Consider the following 17,464-nt stretch of genomic DNA (forward strand, 5'->3'; position numbering starts at 1 on the left):
GCTACAGCGGTGCTGGAGAGCCCCGGTCGTCAGTCAGTGGCGGCGCCGGAGGAGGGTTCATGGTGGACCGGGAAGTTCAGGGAGCGTGCGATGAAGCATAGGCGGTTCGCCTCGGCGTGCAGCGAATCGGCGAGGCCGGACTGGGCTGTGTCCTGGAGCTCGACGACGGGGTGCAGCACGATCCCGGTGAATGCGCCGCTGCCGTCCCGGTTCAGGCGCATGGTGCCCGTCGCCGTGTCCCGGTACCCCGTGACGACGACACCCGACTGCACGGCGACGTGCAGGTAGGAGAGCATGTGGCACTGCGCGACGGCGGTCAGCAGCAGCTGCTCCGGGTTCCAGCGGTCCTTCGCCCCGTGGAAGGTGGGGTCCGCCGTCCCGAGGAGGAGGCCCGGCCCGTCGACGTCGATCTCGTGGTCGCGGCTGTAGGCGCGGTAGCCGGAGGTCCCGGTGCCCAGGTTCCCGGTCCAGCGGATCCGCGCCGAGTAGGAGTGTTCCTGCAGGTTCATGACACGACCCTAACGCGGGCGTGTGGGGGATGGGCGGGAAGGGCCGTGGTCCTGCCCGCCCATCCCGTGAGCGGCTACCTGTCGGCGGCCTGGGCCTTCAGGGCGCGCACGACGCCGTCCCGGCTTTCCAGCACCAGGCGCCGGAGCGCCGGAGACTCCTCCCCGAGGCCGGCGAGGAAGGCGTCCGTCCGGTCCAGCGTGTCCTGCGTCGTCAGCAGTGACGGGTAGAGGCCCACGATGATCTGCTGCGCGATCTCATACGTGCGCGTGGCCCACACATCCTGGATGGAGGCGAAGTACCGGGACACGAAGGGCTCCAGGAGGGATCGGTCGTGGACGCGCGTGAACCCGCCGATCATGGCCCGCTGCGTGGCGTTGGGCAGGTCGGTGGAGTCGACGAGCGCCGCCCAGGCCGCCTCCTTGGCCTCCGGTGTCGGCAGTGCCGCACGGGCCGCGGCCGCGGCCAGCTCGCCGGTGGCCGTCGAGTCCTTCCCCAGCTCGCCGTCGATCTCCTGCTCACCGGCGCGCCCGCCGACCACCAGGCTGGTGAGCAGCTCCCACCGCAGGTCCTGGTCCACGGTGAGTCCTTCGGGCACGTTCCCACCCGAGAGCAGCGCCTCGACGGCGTCGAGCTGCGCGCCGGTGCGCGCGTGGGTGGAGAACGCCTTCGTGAACTGCAGTTGCGCGTCGGACCCCGCGGCAGCGGCGAGGGCCAGCTCGAGCAGGCTGTCCGCCGCGGCATCGCCCATCGCCTCGCGGTCGTCGGGGTTCACGTAGAACGCGAGCGTCGAGGCGAGCTGCCGGAGCAGCACGAGTACCACCGACGAGTCGGACTCCGCCCCGATGTTCTGCAGGACGAGTTCCACGTAGTCGCGGGCCGGCGTCTCCCCGTCGCGGGCCGCGTCCCAGGCGGACGCGAGGACCAGCGTGCGGGGGAGGGAGTCCCTGAAGTCCTTGACGTGCCTGACGGACGTTCGCAGGGACGCCGGGTCCAGGCGGATCTTCGCATAGGCGAGATCGTCGTCGTTCAGCAGGACCAGGGCGGGCCGCTCCCGTCCCACGAGGTCCGGGACCTCCGTGCGCTCGCCGTCGACGTCGAGTTCGAGCCGGTGCACGCGCACGAGGGCGCCGTCGTCGTCGTGGTCGTAGAAGCCGACCGCGAGGCGGTGGGGCCGGATGGTCGGGAATGCCTCGACGGCGCTCTGGAGGATCGCGAACGAGGTGATCGTGCCGTCCTCGTCCGTGGTGAACTCGGGGCGGAGCGTGTTGACGCCCGCGGTCTCGAGCCAGAGGGCCGACCACGCCTTGAGGTCACGGCCGCTGGCGGCCTCGAGCTCGGAGAGCAGGTCCACCAGTTCGGTGTTCTTCCACGAGTGCTTGGCGAAGTACTGCCGCACGCCCTGCATGAACTCCTCCTGGCCCACCCAGGCCACGAGCTGCTTGAGCACCGAGGCGCCCTTCGCGTAGGTGATTCCGTCGAAGTTGACCTGGACGTCCTCGAGGTCGTTGATCGTCGCGACGATGGGGTGCGTGGAGGGTAGCTGGTCCTGGCGGTACGCCCAGCCCTTCTCGAGGATGGCGAACGTCGTCCACGCCTGCTCGAACTCGGTGGCCTCGGCGGCGGCGAGGGTGGACATGAACTCGGCGAACGACTCGTTGAGCCAGAGGTCGTTCCACCAGCGCATGGTGACGAGGTCGCCGAACCACATGTGGGCCAGTTCGTGGAGGATCGTGATGGCGCGCCGCTCGACGGTCGCGTCGGGGACGCGGCCCCGGAAGACGTAGGTCTCGACGAACGTCACGGCTCCCGCGTTCTCCATGGCGCCCGCGTTGAACTCGGGGACGAACAGCTGGTCGTACTTCCCGAACGGGTAGGGGGCGCCGAACTGCTCCTCGTAGAACGCGAAGCCCTGGCGCGTGAGGTCGAAGATGTTCTCCGCGTCCAGATACTGCATGAGGGATTTGCGGGCGAAGACGCCCAGGGGGATCGTACGGCCGTCCGAACTCGTCACCTCGCTGCGCACCGACTGGTACGGTCCGGCGATCAGCGCCGTCACGTAGGACGACAGGACCGGCGTCGGCTCGAAGTACCAGGTGGAGGCGGCGACGCCGTCGGCGGCGGATCCCGCCGGCACCGGCTCCGGCGTGGTGCTGTTCGAGATGACGTCCCAGTGCGAGGGCGCGGTCACGGAGAAGCGGAACGTCGACTTCAGATCCGGCTGCTCGAACACGGTGAACACGCGGCGGGAGTCCGGGACCTCGAACTGGGTGTACAGGTAGACCTCACCGTCCACGGGGTCCGTGAAGCGGTGCAGGCCCTCGCCCGTGTTCATGTAGAGCATGTCGGCCTCGACGACGAGCACGTTGCTCTCGGCCAGCACGGGGAGCTGGATCCGGACGCCGTCGGCGACCTCCGCGGGGTCCAGCGCGACGCCGTTCAGCTCGACCCGGTGCACCGTGTCCGCGACGGCGTCGATGAACGTCGAGGCGCCGTGCTGCGCGTCGAACGAGACGACCGTCGTCGACCCGAACACGCGCTCGCCGCGCGTCAGGTCCAGGGTGACCTCGTAGGAGTGGACGGTGAGCAGATCGGCGCGCGTGCGTGCTTCGTCGCGCGTCAGGTTCAGACCGGGCAAGGATCGCCTCCAGGGTGGGTTCGGATACGGCGCGTGTGATGGTCGTAACACGGCCGTTCGATTCTCTCATTCCACCCGGCATCGTCGCGCACGTCGACCCCCTGCAGTCCCGAGGACTAGGCTGGAGCCGTCCCGTTCCGCTGCGCGGGCACCTCCCCGCAGCCACCATCGCCTCCTCCCCGGCGCCACCCAGAAGGAACCGATCGTTATGCGCGTCCACCTCGCCACCGACCACGCCGGCATGGAACTGAGCGCCCACCTGCTCACGCGTCTCACCGCGGCGGGATACGACGTCGTCGACCACGGCCCGACGTCCTACGATCCCGAGGACGACTACCCCTCCTTCTGCATCGACGCCGCCCGGGCCGTCGTCGCCGACCAGGCCGCGGGCACCCAGGCCCTCGGGATCGTCCTCGGAGGTTCGGGGAACGGCGAGCAGATCGCCGCGAACAAGGTCCGCGGCGTCCGCGCTGCCCTCGCCTGGAGCCTCGACACCGCGCGCCTCGCCCGCCAGCACAACGATGCCAACGTCGTCGCCGTCGGCGGACGGCAGCACTCGGTCGACGAGGCGACGGCGATCATCGAGGCCTTCCTCGCCGAGCCGTTCAGCGGTGCCGAGCGGCACAGTCGCCGGATCGCGCAGGTGGCGCGGTTCGAGGAAACGGGAAGCGTTGCCTGAGGGCCATTCGGTCCACCGGCTCGCCCGGCAGTTCGGTTCCGTCTTCACGGGGGAGCGGCTCGCCGTGTCCAGCCCGCAGGGCCGGTTCGCGGCGGGCGCCGCCCAGCTCGACGGCGCCACGCTGACCAGCGCACTCGCGCACGGCAAGCAGATGTTCCTCCGCTTCGACAACCACCGCGTCCTGCGCGTGCATCTCGGCCTGTACGGGGCGTGGACCTTCGGCGGTGACACGACCTTCCGGGGTGCCTCGAGCATCGGGGCTCCCCGCCGGGTGGGGGAGTCGGAACAGCCCGGCGATGACGGCGCCCCCTACGCCGGCCCGCCCGCCCCCGTCGGCGCCGTCCGGGTCCGGTTCGTGTCTGCGCACGGCTGGGCTGACCTCAGGGGCCCCACGGCATGCGAGGTCATCATGGGTGCCGAGGAGGACGCGGCACGGGCGAGACTCGGACCCGACCCCCTCCAGCCGGAGACCGACGGCACCGTGTTCGCGCGGAAGCTCATGTCCAGCAGCACGCCCGTCGGCATCCAGCTCATGAACCAGGCGGTCATCGCCGGCATCGGCAACATCTACCGCGCAGAGGTGCTGTTCCTGCAGGGCATCAGCCCGTGGCGGCCCGGGAAGCAGGTCCGCGACGACGAGGCCGCCGGCCTGTGGGCGGATGCGGTACGGCTGATGAACGACGGCGTGCGCGACGGGCGCATCGTCACGACGACGCCGGAAGCGCGGAACGGACGGCCGAGACGCTCGGCACCCCACTACGTCTACAAGCGCACGGGAGAGCCGTGCCGTCGCTGCGGCACCCCCATCCTCACGGCGGTGATGACGGCTCGGAACGTCTTCTGGTGCCCGCAGTGCCAGGGCGCTTAAACAGGGACACCCGGACCGACGGCCCGGGTGGGACGGCCGCAGAGGGCCGGAAGCGGAGGGGATGACGGGAATCGAACCCGCGTAATCAGTTTGGAAGACTGAGGCTTTACCATTAAGCTACATCCCCGCAATGGCGCCTTTCGGGGCCTCGTGGAACGCCTATAACTACATCACAGCTGCCGTGCTATCGCCAAATGTGCGTGGTCGGTGCAAAGGTGCGTAGACTGGCACTCGCACTTACGGGGTGTAGCTCAGCTTGGTAGAGCGCCTGCTTTGGGAGCAGGAAGTCGCAGGTTCAACTCCTGTCACCCCGACTCTGTCGTGTGATGAGGAAAGTGCCTCCGCTGCAGAACCAACCCCAATCATTTCAGGAGTCCTACGCTGTGAAGAGCGCTGTTGAAACCCTTTCCCCCACCCGGGTGAAGCTGAACGTCGAGGTCCCCTTCGAGGAACTGAAGCCCAGCATCGATGAGGCCTACAAGACCATCGCGACCCAGGTGCAGGTTCCAGGCTTCCGCAAGGGCAAGGTTCCGCAGCAGCTCATCGACCAGCGCGTCGGCCGCGGGTACGTCATCGAGACGGCCATCAACGACGGCCTCAACGGCTTCTACCAGAGCGCGGTGCAGGAGGCGGGTATCCGCCCCCTCAGCCGCCCCGAGGTCGAGATCACCGAGGTCCCCGATCCCGCCACGAAGGACGGCCAGCTGACCTTCAGTGTCGAACTGGACGTGCGCCCCGAGATCGAGCTCCCCGACTACAAGGGCATCGAGGTCACCGTCGAGCCCGTCGAGGCGTCCGACGACGACATCCAGAAGGCCATGGACGAGCTGCGCGGGCGCTTCGGCACCCTGAACGCCGTGGACCGTCCTGCCCAGGACGGCGACTTCCTCACCATCGACCTCACCGCGTCCGTCGACGGCGACGAGGTGGACTCCGCCCAGGACCTGTCCTACCAGATCGGCTCCGGCACCATGCTCGAGGGCATGGACGAGGCCGTCACCGGACTCTCCACCGATGAGGACGCCACCTTCGAGACCAAGCTGGCCGGCGGCGAGCACGCCGGCGCCGACGCCCAGGTCAAGGTCATCGTCAAGGCCGTCAAGCAGCGCGAACTCCCCGAGGTGGACGACGAGTTCGCCCAGCTGGCATCCGAGTTCGACACCGCCGAGGAACTGCGCGCCGACCTGGCGAAGCAGGCCGCCGAGTCCAAGCTGATGGACCAGGGCGTCGAGGCCCGCGACAAGGTGCTCGACAAGCTCGTCGAGCTCGTTCCCGTGCCGGTCCCCGAGAGCGTTCTCGAGGAGCAGCTCGAGCAGCACTTCAACGGCGAGAACGCCCACAGCGCGGGCGAGGACCACGACACCGAGGAGCACCGCGCCGAGATCCGCACCAACACGGAACGCGCCTTCCAGAACGAGGTCATCCTCGACGCCGTCGCCGAGAAGGAGGAGGTCGGCGTCAGCCAGGCCGAGCTGATCGACTACATCGTCTCGACGGCCGGCCAGTACGGCATGGAGCCGAACCAGTTCGCCCAGATGCTCGACCAGAGCGGCCAGGTCCCGATGATCGTCGGAGAGGTGCGCCGCCGCAAGGCGCTCGCCAAGGTCCTCGAGTACGCCACGGTCACGGACACCAACGGTGCCGCCGTCGACCTCAGCGAGTTCGTCCGCCCCGCCGGGGACGACGCCGAGACCATCAGCGCGGACGACACCGAGACCGAGCAGCACGTCGTCGAGGATGCGCCCGTCGAGGCGACCGGCGTCGACGCGACGGACGCCGAGGTGGCGGAGGCCCCCGAAGCCGCAGCACCCGAAGCCGCCGAGGAGCCCGAGGCCGCTGAGGCGCCGAAGAAGAAGCGCGCGCCGCGCAAGAAGCCGGCCGCCGAGTAGACAGCCACGCAGACAGCGGTGCCGCAGCCTCCGGGCGGCGGCACCGCTGTCTCGTTAAGCCGTCGGCGGACCCTGTGGTGCCCTCGGCGGACGGCACCCCGACGGCCGCGCCGCGACCGTGCGCCGTCAGCGAACAGTTCGCGGAGCGGGAGCAAATCACCATGCCCGCGGGTTAGTGTCCAGAGAGAGACAAACGGACGGGTCGGCCGAAGAGGCGACGGCCCGCCAGAGTGAGAGGTCAACGTCAATGGCAACCGAACCAAGCACCCCGAGCATGGCCGGCCCCGAGATGGGCGGTCGTGACGACTACATCTACAACAGGCTCCTCAAGGAGCGCATCATCTGGCTCGGTTCCGAGGTCCGCGACGACAACGCGAACGCCATCTGCTCGCAGCTCCTGCTGCTGTCTGCGGAGGATCCCGAGCGCGACATCTACCTCTACATCAACTCGCCCGGTGGTTCGGTGACCGCCGGCATGGCGATCTACGACACCATGCAGTTCATCCCCAACGACGTCGTCACGGTCGCCACCGGGCTCGCCGCCTCCATGGGCCAGTTCCTGCTCTCCTCGGGCACCAAGGGCAAGCGCTACGCCACGCCCCACGCGCGGATCCTCATGCATCAGCCCTCCGGCGGCATCGGCGGAACCGCCACGGACATCCGGATCCAGGCCGAGCTGATCCTGCACATGAAGCGGGTCATGGCGGAGCTGACCGCTGAGCAGACGGGCCAGACGGTCGAGAAGATCCTGAAGGACAACGACCGCGACAAGTGGTTCACGGCCCAGGAGGCCCTGGAATACGGCTTCTTCGACCACATCTCCGCGCACTCCGGATCCGTGGCCGGCGGCGGCGGAACCGACCAGACCGCCTAGTCTGCGCCCAGCCCCTTTCTTCACCAGTCGTCCTACAGGAGACACCATGAACCACGAATTCCGAGCAGCAGCGGGCTCCACGGCGCAGAACCTGCCGACCAGCCGCTACATCCTTCCCCAGTTCGAAGAGCGCACGCCCTACGGGTTCAAGCGCCAGGACCCGTACACCAAGCTGTTCGAGGACCGCATCATCTTCCTCGGCACCCAGGTGGACGACGCCTCCGCCGACGACGTCATGGCCCAGCTGCTCGTCCTCGAGTCCACGGACCCCGAGCGCGACATCACGCTGTACATCAATTCGCCCGGCGGCTCCTTCACGGCCATGACGGCGATCTACGACACCATGCAGTTCATCCGCCCCGAGGTGCAGACCGTGTGCCTCGGCCAGGCTGCCAGCGCCGCCGCCGTCCTGCTCGCCGCGGGAGCACCCGGCAAGCGCCTTGCACTGCCGAACGCGCGCGTGCTGATCCATCAGCCGGCGCTCTCCGGCGGCCAGGGCGGGCAGGCCTCCGACCTGGAGATCCAGGCCAATGAGGTCATGCGCATGCGCACCTGGCTCGAGGACACGCTGGCCCTCCACTCGGGCCGCAGCTCCGAGCAGGTCAACCTCGACATCGAACGCGACAAGATCCTCACCGCCGCCGACGCCGTCGCATACGGCCTGGTCGACGAGGTCCTGACGTCGCGGAAGATCACTCCGCCGAAGATCAACACCCCGTAGCAGGGACGGCGGATCCGTCGGTCGAACAGGCCTCGGGATCCGCCGCCCTGCCCGTTCCTCGCCCGTGGTGCCGCATGGCACCACGGGCATTTTGATACCGGCTCCCACGGTCGGGTGGCCTACAGTGGTTCTAGCAATCGCGACATACCTAAGGGGACTGAACCATGGCTCGCATTGGTGAGAGCACGGATCTGCTCAAGTGCTCCTTCTGCGGAAAGAGCCAGAAACAGGTCCGCAAGCTGATTGCCGGTCCAGGCGTGTACATCTGCGACGAGTGCATCGACCTGTGCAACGAGATCATCGAGGAGGAGCTGTCCGAGGTCGCCGACCTCGGGACGTTCGAGCTGCCCAAGCCCCGCGAGATCTTCGACTTCCTCCAGGAGTACGTCGTAGGCCAGGAGCCGGCGAAGCGCTCGCTCGCCGTCGCCGTCTACAACCACTACAAGCGCATCCAGTCCGGTAGCGGCCCCCGCGCCGCCGGCACGCTCGCCGACGCCGCCGAGACCGAAGACGTCGAGATCGCGAAGTCCAACATCCTGCTCATCGGCCCGACCGGCTGCGGCAAGACCTATCTCGCTCAGACCCTCGCCCGCCGCCTGAACGTGCCGTTCGCCGTCGCGGACGCCACAGCCCTCACCGAAGCGGGCTATGTCGGCGAGGACGTCGAGAACATCCTGCTGAAGCTGATCCAGGCTGCCGACTACGACGTCAAGAAGGCCGAGCAGGGCATCATCTACATCGACGAGATCGACAAGATCTCCCGGAAGAGCGAGAACCCTTCGATCACGCGCGACGTGTCGGGCGAAGGCGTGCAGCAGGCGCTCCTGAAGATCCTCGAGGGTACCGTCGCCTCGGTGCCCCCGCAGGGCGGGCGCAAGCACCCGCATCAGGAGTTCATCCAGATCGATACCACGAACGTGCTCTTCATCGTCGCCGGCGCGTTCGCCGGCCTCGAGGAGATCATCGGCTCCCGTGCGGGCCGCAAGGGCATCGGGTTCGGCGCGCCGCTGAGCTCCCTCAAGAACGAGGAGGCGAGCTACGGTGACGTGATGCCGGAGGACCTGCTCAAGTTCGGCCTGATCCCCGAGTTCATCGGCCGGCTGCCCGTCATCACCACCGTCACGCACCTCGACCGCCCGGCGCTCATGCAGATCCTCACGGCGCCCAAGAACGCCCTGCTGAAGCAGTACCAGAAGATGTTCCTGCTCGACGGCGTCGAACTCGTCCTCGAACCGAAGGCGCTCGAGGCGATCGCCGACCTCGCGCTGGACCGGGGGACCGGCGCGCGAGGCCTCCGCGCGATCATGGAGGAAGTCCTCCTGCCCGTCATGTTCGACCTCCCCAGCCGCGAGGACATCGCCACGGTCGTCATCACCGAGGACGTCGTGGGCAAGCGCGCCGAACCGACGCTCATCTCGCACGAGGTGGCCGCCAAGCGCCGCAACAAGTCGGCGTGATACTGCGCTGACGAAGAAGGCAGGCCGACGGGCCGCGATGAACGAGCTCGAGGTCAGGCGCCTGGCCCAGGCCGATGTCGCCGCGGCGAAGGTCATGTTCGAGATGATGGCGCGGGTCTTCGAGGAGGACTATGAGCCCCTCGGTGAGGACTACGTTGGTGACCTTCTCGGCCGAGAGGACTTCTGGGTGTTCGCTGCCCTGGTCGGCTCGGATATCGTTGCCGGCCTGACTGCTCACAGGTTGCCGATGACCCGCTCACAGTCGTCCGAACTGTTCATCTACGATCTCGCCGTACGGCAGGATCATCGGAGGAAGGGCATTGCGAGCCGACTCGTGCTCGAACTGCGTGCCAGCGCCGCAGTGGAGGGCATCCGCGAGATCTTCGTTCCAGCGGACAACGAGGATGGGCACGCCCTGGAGTTCTATCGAGCGATCGGAGCGACCGGTTCGCCGGTCACGATCTTCACCTTCAAGGACTGAGTCGTCAGGTGCACCGGCGAAGAGCGTCGTATCGAGGTCGCGCCGCTGCGCTCCCAGGGTCGAGGAGACGGGCAGGCATACGGCCACCCAGGTATTCTGCGCGAGCCGCTGGACGGATCTGTCGGCGACCAGCCGGACAATTCACGAACCCACCCACGACACCCCGATGCGTCGGCAGCACGGCGGCAACGAGGAGGGTGCGGGGTCAGGCATTCGCCACCACCGCGGCGTCCGTCTCGGCCGCGGGATACGACGGCGGATGCACCGCCGCCATCTCCTCCATGACCCGCATGACCTGGCAGCTGTACCCGAACTCGTTGTCGTACCAGACGTACAGGACGAGGTAGGTGCCGTCGGCGATGGTCGCGAGGCCGTCGACGATTCCCGCCCGCCGGGAACCGACGAAGTCCGTGGAGACGACCTCCGGGCTGTCGATGTAGTCGACCTGCTTGCGCATGCCGGAATGCAGCGACATCTCGCGCAGGTAGGTGTTGACCTCCTCCTTCGTGGTGCCGGTCTCGAGGGTCAGGTTGAGGATGGCGATGGAGACATCCGGGGTCGGCACGCGGATGGAGCTCCCGGTCAGCTTGCCGGCCAGCTCGGGCAGTGCCTTGGCCACCGCCGTCGCCGCGCCCGTCTCGGTGAGGACCATGTTGAGCGCCGCGGAGCGACCGCGCCGATCGCCGCGGTGGAAATTGTCGATCAGGTTCTGGTCGTTCGTGAAGGAGTGGACCGTCTCCACGTGCCCGTGGATCACACCGAAGCGGTCGTTGACGGCCTTGAGGACCGGGGTGATCGCGTTGGTCGTGCAGGACGCCGCGGTGATGATGCGGTCCGTGGCCTCGATGGTGCCGTGGTTGATGCCGTGCACGATGTTCTTGAGGCTGCCCTTGCCGGGGGCGGTGAGCAGGACCTTGGCCACCCCGCGGCTCGTCAGATGCTGGGACAGGCCGCCCTCGTCGCGCCAGCGGCCCGTGTTGTCCACCACGATGGCGTCATGGATGCCGTACGCCGTGTAGTCGACGGACGCGGGGTCGTCGGAGTAGATGACCTGGATGCGGATCCCGTTGGCGGTGATCGTGTTCGAGGCCTCGTCCACCTGGATGGTCCCTTCGAAGGAACCATGCACCGAGTCGCGGCGCAGCAGGCTCGCTCGTTTGGCGAGGTCGTTGTCCGAGCCGCGGCGGACGACGACGGCCCGGAGCCGCAGCCCGTGCCCGCCGCCGGCCTTCTCGATCAGCAGCCGGGCGACGAGGCGCCCGATCCGGCCGAAACCGTACAGGACGACGTCGGTGCTCGTGCGCTCGTCGCGCCCGCCGTGACCGACGATGTCGGAGAGCTCCGCGCGGACGAACTCCTCCAGGGTGCGCCCGTCCCCGGCCCGGTCGTAGGCGAGGCGGAGTCGTCCGATGTCGATCGCGGCCGCCCCGAGATCCAGATCGGTGAGGATCTGCAGCAGGGGAGCGGTGTCCTCGAGCCGCAGCTCCTCGGTGGTGATGCGGCGGGCGAAGCGGTGCGCCTTGAGGATGTTCATCGTCGACTTGTTGATCAGGCTGCGCCCGTGGATGCTGGTCACCACGTTGTTGTCGCGGTACAGGCGCCCGATGAGCGGGATCATGGCTTCGGCGAGGGCCTCGCGTTCGAGCCAGGTGTCGTGGGCCTCGGTCCGGTGGTGCTGCACGGCGGCGTCCTTCCGGCACCGGGGTCGCCGGTGCAGGCTCATCCAGCCCGATGGCGACGCAGGGATAGCGCCAGGCATCCTCGGCTGGTCGTGTCCTCCCATTACACCGCTTCCGCCGGGCTCGTTCCAATTCCTCCGGAATAGTGGGCCGCCGGGCCGGGTTGCACCGGGAAAGGCCCCGGCCTCACCAACCCTCCGAGGAGCACCCGTATGAGCGAGTCCACGACCGTCGAGAAGGCCGACTTCTGGTTCGACCCCCTGTGTCCCTTCGCCTGGATCACGTCGCGCTGGATCGGCGAGGTGGAGCAGGTCCGCGACATCTCCGTCGACTGGCACGTCATGAGCCTGTCCGTCCTGAACGAGGGACGCGACCTCCCCGAGGACTACCAGGCCATGATGCTGCAGGGCTGGGGTCCGGTCCGCGTGATCATCGCCGCGGCCGAGCTGCACGGGGACGAGTACATCAAGAAGCTGTACGACGCCATGGGCACCCGCATCCACATCGGCCAGAACCGGGACTTCGACGTCGTGATCCGCGAGTCCCTGGACGAGGTCGGCCTGCCGGCCGAGCTCGCGCAGCACGCACACACCGACGAGTACGATGCCCAGCTGCGTGCCTCCCACAAGGACGGCATCGACCGCGTGGGCGACGAGGTCGGCACGCCGGTCGTGGCCTTCAACGGGACCGCGTTCTTCGGCCCGGTCCTCACCCGGATCCCCCGCGGCGAGGAGGCCGGCCGGATCTTCGACGGCGCCGTCCTGATGTCCGAGTTCCCCGGGTTCTTCGAACTGAAGCGCTCCCGCACGGAGAGCCCGCGCTTCGACTAGCCACGGGACAGGACGCAGGAGGGGACCCGCCAGCGGCGGGTCCCCTCCTGCGTCCTGACCGCTACTCCGCGGGCTGCGGGACCAGTTCGACGTCGGAGACGCTCAGCGCGCCGTCGCCCTCGGCGAGCCGCAGGTCCCGGGCGTTGCCGGCCGCGAGGAGGTCGGCCAGGCCCGCGCGGATCTGCGCCACCTGGCCGGCGGGCGCGGTGACGACGGCGTGCTCCACCTCGGTGCGCTGCTTGACCTTCGCCTCCGATTTGGCCTTGCGGATGCCCCCGAGAGCCAGGGCCACGGTCGTGAGGACCCCGGCGTCGGCGGTGTCGGGCAGCGTCGCGAGCGCGTCCGCGCCGGGCCAGGCCGCCTGGTGGACTGATCCCTCGCGCCACCAGCTCCAGACCTCCTCGGTGGCGAACGGCAGGAACGGCGCGAACAGGCGCAGCAGGGCATCCAGCGTCGTCGCCAGGGCGGTCTGGACGGACTGCGTGCCGGCGTCGGACGCGTCGCCGTAGGCGCGGTCCTTGACGAGTTCCACGTAGTCGTCCGTGAAGGTCCAGAAGAAGGACTCCGTGAGCTGGAGGGCCCGCGCGTAGTCGTACTTCTCGAAGGCGGCCGTCGCCTGCTCGGTCACCGTGCGGAGCTGGGCGAGCAGGGCGGTGTCCAGAGCGTTCGTGACGCGGTCCAGGGACCCGGAGCCGATCGACGCCTCGGTGACGCCCAGGTTCAGGACGAACTTCGACGCGTTGAGCAGCTTGATGGCCAGGCGCCGGCCGATCTTCATCTGGTTCACCTCGTACGCGGTGTCCGCGCCGAGCTTCGCCGACGCCGCCCAGTAGCGCACGGCGTCCGCACCGAACTGCTCCAGCACATCCGTCGGCACGACCACGTTGCCCTTGGACTTCGACATCTTCTTGCGGTCGGGGTCGAGGATCCAGCCCGAGAGCGCTGCGTGCTTCCACGGCACCGAGTCCTGGAGGGCGTCCGCGCGGACCGCCGTCGAGAACAGCCAGGTGCGGATGATGTCGTGGCCCTGCGGGCGCAGGTCGAACGGGAACACCTTCCCGAACAGGTCCTCGTCCCGCGCCCAGCCGCCCACGATCTGCGGGGTCAGGGACGACGTCGCCCAGGTGTCCAGCACGTCGCTGTCACCGATGAAGCCGCCCGGCTGGTTGCGGGCGGATTCCTCGAACCCCGGGGCCGGGTCGGCGGCGGGGTCGACGGGCAGGGACTCCAGGGCCGGGCTGATCGGGTCCTCGTACTCCGGCTCGCCGTCGGCGTCCAGGCGGTACCAGACGGGGACCGGGACGCCGAAGAAGCGCTGGCGCGAGACGAGCCAGTCGCCGTTCAGTCCTTCGATCCAGTTCTCGTAGCGCGAGCGCATGAAGGAGGGGTGGAAGTCGATCTCTCGGCCCCGCTGGATGAGGGCGTCCCGCTTGGCGGCGTCGCGGCCGCCGTTGCGGATGTACCACTGGCGGCTGGTGACGACCTCGAGGGGCTTGTCACCCTTCTCGTAGAAGTTGACCGGGTGCATGATCTTCGTGGGCTCGCCCTCGAGGTCCCCGCTGTCGCGGAGCAGGGCGACGACGGCTTCCTTGGCGCTGAAGATGGTCTTCCCGGCCAGGGTGGCGTAGTTCTCGCGGGCCCTGTCGGTCGCGATCCATTCGGGCACCTCGGCCCGGATCCGGCCGTCGCGGCCGACGACGGCGCGGGTCGGCAGCTGCAGTTCACGCCACCAGGTGACGTCGGTCAGGTCGCCGAACGTGCAGATCATGGCGATACCGCTGCCCTTGTCGGGCTTCGCCAGGGGATGCGCCTTGATCTCGACCTCGACGTCGAACAGCGGGCTGGTCACGGTGGTGCCGAAGAGCGGCTTGTAGCGCTCGTCGTCGGGGTGCGCGACGAGGGCGACGCACGCGGGCAGGAGCTCGGGGCGCGTGGTCTCGATGTGGATCCGCGAGCCGTCGGGGGCGTGGAACGCGACGCGGTGGTAGGCGCCGGGCTGCTCGCGGTCCTCGAGCTCGGCCTGCGCGACGGCGGTGCGGAACGTGACGTCCCATAGGGTGGGCGCTTCGGCGAGGTAGGCGTCCCCGGCCTTCAGGTTCTCGAGGAAGGCGCGCTGCGAGACGGCACGTGAGGTGTCGTCGATGGTCCGGTAGGTCAGATCCCAGTCGACCGAGAGGCCGAGGGTGCTGAAGAGGTTCTCGAACACCAGCTCGTCCTCGACAGCCAGCTCCTCGCAGAGTTCGATGAAGTTCTTCCGCGACACCGCGTCGAAGTCCCGCTGGTTCTTCGCCGGCTCGGCGGGAGGCCGGTAGGCGGCGTCGTAGGCGACGGACGGGTCGCAGCGGACGCCGTAGTAGTTCTGGACGCGCCGCTCGGTCGGCAGCCCGTTGTCGTCCCAACCCATGGGGTAGAAGACGTTCGCGCCGCGCATGCGCTTGAACCGCGCCATGACGTCGGTCTGCGTGTAGGAGAACATGTGGCCCACGTGGAGCGATCCCGACGCCGTGGGCGGGGGAGTGTCGATCGAGTAGACGTCCTCGCGCGTCGTGTCTCGGTTGAAGGCGTAGGTGCCGTCCTCACGCCACTGGCGGGACAGTCTCTCCTCGAGGCCCTCGAGCGCGGGCTTGTCGGGAACGGAAACGGGCTGGGGTGAGGGCGTGTCTGTGCCCTGGGTCGTGTCGGCCATGCCTCCATTGTTCCCTACCGCCCGCGCACTCCCGCACGACGGTGGGTTCCGCGCCGGACGTACGCCGGCCGATCCCGGCGCAGCCGGTCAGTGGCCGGCGCCGAGCTTCCCGCCCAGGCGTTCACGCATCATCGTGGAGGCCTCGTTGAGTCCCACGATCGTCACCTCGGTGCCGTGTGTGCGGTACTTCTCGGTGACGGCGTCGAGGGCGGCGACGGTCGAGGCGTCCCAGAGGTGTGATCCGTGGAGATCGATCGTGACCCGGTGGGGATCCGTGGCGTACTCGAACTGCGTGTAGAGGTCGTTCGAGGATGCGAAGAACAGTTCACCGTCGACGGTGTAGGTGGCGTGCCGGTCTCCGTCCATGGTGGTCTCGGTCCGTTCGACGGTGACGAAGTGCGCAACCCGGCGGGCGAACGCGACCATGGCCACGAGGACGCCGACGCCGACGCCGATGGCGAGGTTGTGGGTCCACACGGTGACGACGACGGTCGCGAGCATGACGGTGGTCTCGCTCCCGGGCATCCGCGTCAGGGTGGAGGGCCGGATGCTGTGCCAGTCGAAGGTGGCGATGGCGACGAAGATCATGACCGCGACGAGGGCGGCCATGGGGATCAGGGCGACGACGCCGCCGAGGGCGACGACGAGGACGAGCAGGAAGATCCCGGCGAGGAACGTACTGATCCGGGTGCGTGCACCGGATGCCTTCACATTGATCATGGTCTGGCCGATCATCGCGCAACCGCCCATGCCGCCGAAGAACCCGGTGATGATGTTCGCGGCTCCCTGGCCCCAGGACTCACGGGTCTTGTCGGAGCGGGTGTCGGTGATGTCGTCGACGAGCTTGGCGGTCATGAGCGACTCGAGGAGCCCGACGGCGGCCAGCGCCAGGGAGAACGGGGCGATGATCCGGAGGGTCTCGAGGGTCAGCGGCACGTTCGGGACGAACAGCGACGGCAGGCTCTCGGGCAGTTCGCCCTTATCCCCGACCGTCGGCACGAGCACGTCGGCGAGGACCGCGAAGACGGTCAGGACCACGATGGCGACCAGAGGTGCCGGCACCGCTCGGGTGAGGCGGGGCAGTCCGAAGACGATCAGCAGTCCGACGGCGACCATCGGGTACACGAGGAAGGGCACGTCGACGAGCTCGGCGACCTGGGACAGGAAGATCAGGATGGCGAGGGCGTTGACGAAGCCCACCATGACCGAACGGGGGATGAACCGCATGAGCCGGGCGACGCCGGTGATGCCGAGGACCACCTGGAAGATGCCGCCGAGGATCACGGCGGCGATGAAGTAGTCGACGCCGTGGCTGGCCACCAGCGGGGCGATGACCAGGGCGACCGCGCCGGTCGCCGCGGAGATCATCGCCGGGCGCCCGCCGAGGAAGGCGATCGACACCGCCATCGTGAACGAGGCGAACAGGCCCAACCGCGGGTCGACGCCGGCGATGATCGAGAAGGCGATCGCCTCAGGGATCAGGGCGAGGGCGACGACGAGGCCGGCGAGGACCTCGGTCTTCAGGAGGCGAGGGTTCCGGAGGGTCCTGGCGACCGACTGGCGTTCGACTGGAGTGGGTTCGTTGGTCGCGGTAGGCGCGGCTGCTGACATGGTCGGTTCCTTCGGGCGGTCGTGCGGTATGGCGAGATGCAGGATGAAACGGGGATGGTGCACGCCGCTGTGCAGTGCCGGTCCGAGCTCAACCCTAACGTAAGGGTAGGGTTGTGGTGAAAGAGAGGGGGACCATGACCGAGGCAGGCTCCGTGGAGCCCCGGACCATGCACATCGGCGAACTCGCCGAACGCACCGGGCTGTCGCTCCGCACCATCCGCCACTACGACGACGTCGGCATCCTCCCCGCCACCGCCCGCACCGACGGCGGGTTCCGCGTCTACTCGGAGGAGGACCTCGAGCGGTTGCTGGTCATCCGCCGGATGAAGCCGCTCGGCTTCACGCTCGAGGAGATGAAGGACCTCCTGGCCGTCGTGGACGCGCTGCAGCGGGAGGAGGACGACGCGGCCGCCGACGCACTGCGCGTTCGCCTGGCTGCCTTCCGCGGCATCGCCCACGAGCGGCGCGCGAAGCTGGTCGAGACCCTCGCCCGCGCCGACGAGTTCATCGATGTGCTCGCTCGCTACTAGCTGCCCACGGCCAC

14 protein-coding genes and 2 tRNA genes are annotated in these 17,464 nt (G+C 68.5%); 10 read left to right on the plus strand and 6 right to left on the minus strand.

The window, feature by feature from the left end; genetic code table 11:
- Positions 1-29: 29 nt before the first annotated feature.
- Positions 30-509 carry an OsmC family protein gene (locus ACX80P_RS01530; protein WP_459276260.1) on the minus strand — a complete coding sequence of 160 codons (480 nt, stop codon included), beginning with the start codon at positions 507-509 and terminating at the stop codon, positions 30-32.
- 74 nt (positions 510-583) lie between these two features.
- A complete protein-coding gene (pepN, locus tag ACX80P_RS01535) occupies positions 584-3,136 on the minus strand; it encodes an aminopeptidase N (RefSeq protein WP_459276779.1) in 2,553 nt (850 codons plus the stop codon).
- 217 nt (positions 3,137-3,353) lie between these two features.
- Between pepN and ACX80P_RS01540 the strand changes: the two genes are divergently transcribed.
- A complete protein-coding gene (locus tag ACX80P_RS01540; protein WP_459276261.1) occupies positions 3,354-3,824 on the plus strand; it encodes a ribose-5-phosphate isomerase in 471 nt (156 codons plus the stop codon).
- A complete protein-coding gene (locus ACX80P_RS01545) occupies positions 3,817-4,692 on the plus strand; it encodes an Fpg/Nei family DNA glycosylase (RefSeq protein ID WP_459276262.1) in 876 nt (291 codons plus the stop codon). The genes ACX80P_RS01540 and ACX80P_RS01545 overlap by 8 nt, the downstream gene beginning before the upstream one ends.
- Positions 4,693-4,748: 56 nt before the next feature.
- Here ACX80P_RS01545 and ACX80P_RS01550 read toward each other — a convergent pair.
- Positions 4,749-4,819: transfer RNA gene (locus ACX80P_RS01550), tRNA-Gly, on the minus strand.
- Between the two features lie 113 nt (positions 4,820-4,932).
- Between ACX80P_RS01550 and ACX80P_RS01555 the strand changes: the two genes are divergently transcribed.
- The 6 genes from ACX80P_RS01555 to ACX80P_RS01580 all read left to right on the plus strand — a co-directional run bounded on the left by ACX80P_RS01555 (position 4,933) and on the right by ACX80P_RS01580 (position 10,114).
- Positions 4,933-5,006, plus strand: a tRNA-Pro gene (locus tag ACX80P_RS01555).
- Between the two features lie 69 nt (positions 5,007-5,075).
- On the plus strand, positions 5,076-6,581 hold the full coding sequence (gene tig, locus ACX80P_RS01560; RefSeq protein ID WP_459276263.1) for a trigger factor: 1,506 nt from the start codon (positions 5,076-5,078) through the stop codon (positions 6,579-6,581).
- A 247-nt stretch (positions 6,582-6,828) separates the two neighbouring features.
- The gene (locus ACX80P_RS01565) at positions 6,829-7,455 is read left to right on the plus strand and encodes an ATP-dependent Clp protease proteolytic subunit (protein WP_459276264.1); all 627 of its coding nucleotides are present in this window, start codon (positions 6,829-6,831) and stop codon (positions 7,453-7,455) included.
- A gap of 46 nt (positions 7,456-7,501) precedes the next feature.
- Positions 7,502-8,176: an ATP-dependent Clp protease proteolytic subunit gene (locus ACX80P_RS01570; protein ID WP_459276265.1), complete on the plus strand. Its 675-nt coding sequence runs from the start codon at positions 7,502-7,504 to the stop codon at positions 8,174-8,176.
- A 164-nt stretch (positions 8,177-8,340) separates the two neighbouring features.
- Positions 8,341-9,633: an ATP-dependent Clp protease ATP-binding subunit ClpX gene (gene clpX, locus ACX80P_RS01575; protein WP_459276266.1), complete on the plus strand. Its 1,293-nt coding sequence runs from the start codon at positions 8,341-8,343 to the stop codon at positions 9,631-9,633.
- A gap of 37 nt (positions 9,634-9,670) precedes the next feature.
- Entirely contained in the window at positions 9,671-10,114 is a 444-nt protein-coding gene (locus tag ACX80P_RS01580; protein ID WP_459276267.1) for a GNAT family N-acetyltransferase, read from the plus strand.
- 205 nt (positions 10,115-10,319) lie between these two features.
- On the opposite strand, the gene ACX80P_RS01585 is transcribed toward ACX80P_RS01580, so the two are convergent.
- Positions 10,320-11,837, minus strand: coding sequence for a glyceraldehyde-3-phosphate dehydrogenase (locus tag ACX80P_RS01585; RefSeq protein WP_459276268.1), 1,518 nt, complete (start codon positions 11,835-11,837; stop codon positions 10,320-10,322).
- Between the two features lie 168 nt (positions 11,838-12,005).
- Between ACX80P_RS01585 and ACX80P_RS01590 the strand changes: the two genes are divergently transcribed.
- Complete coding sequence (locus ACX80P_RS01590; protein ID WP_459276269.1) at positions 12,006-12,623, plus strand: mycothiol-dependent nitroreductase Rv2466c family protein; 618 nt, start codon at positions 12,006-12,008, stop codon at positions 12,621-12,623.
- Positions 12,624-12,684: 61 nt separating this feature from the next.
- Here the strand turns inward: ACX80P_RS01590 and valS are convergent, their stop codons facing one another.
- Both valS and ACX80P_RS01600 read right to left on the minus strand, forming a co-directional pair.
- On the minus strand, positions 12,685-15,309 hold the full coding sequence (gene valS / locus ACX80P_RS01595; RefSeq protein ID WP_459276270.1) for a valine--tRNA ligase: 2,625 nt from the start codon (positions 15,307-15,309) through the stop codon (positions 12,685-12,687).
- 87 nt (positions 15,310-15,396) lie between these two features.
- The gene (locus tag ACX80P_RS01600; protein ID WP_459276271.1) at positions 15,397-16,920 is read right to left on the minus strand and encodes a SulP family inorganic anion transporter; all 1,524 of its coding nucleotides are present in this window, start codon (positions 16,918-16,920) and stop codon (positions 15,397-15,399) included.
- A 134-nt stretch (positions 16,921-17,054) separates the two neighbouring features.
- On the opposite strand from ACX80P_RS01600, the gene ACX80P_RS01605 reads away from it, so the two are divergent.
- A complete protein-coding gene (locus tag ACX80P_RS01605; protein WP_459276272.1) occupies positions 17,055-17,450 on the plus strand; it encodes a MerR family transcriptional regulator in 396 nt (131 codons plus the stop codon).
- The last annotated feature ends 14 nt before the right edge of the window (positions 17,451-17,464 follow it).

It is taken from the genome of Arthrobacter arabinosi (assembly GCF_054511115.1).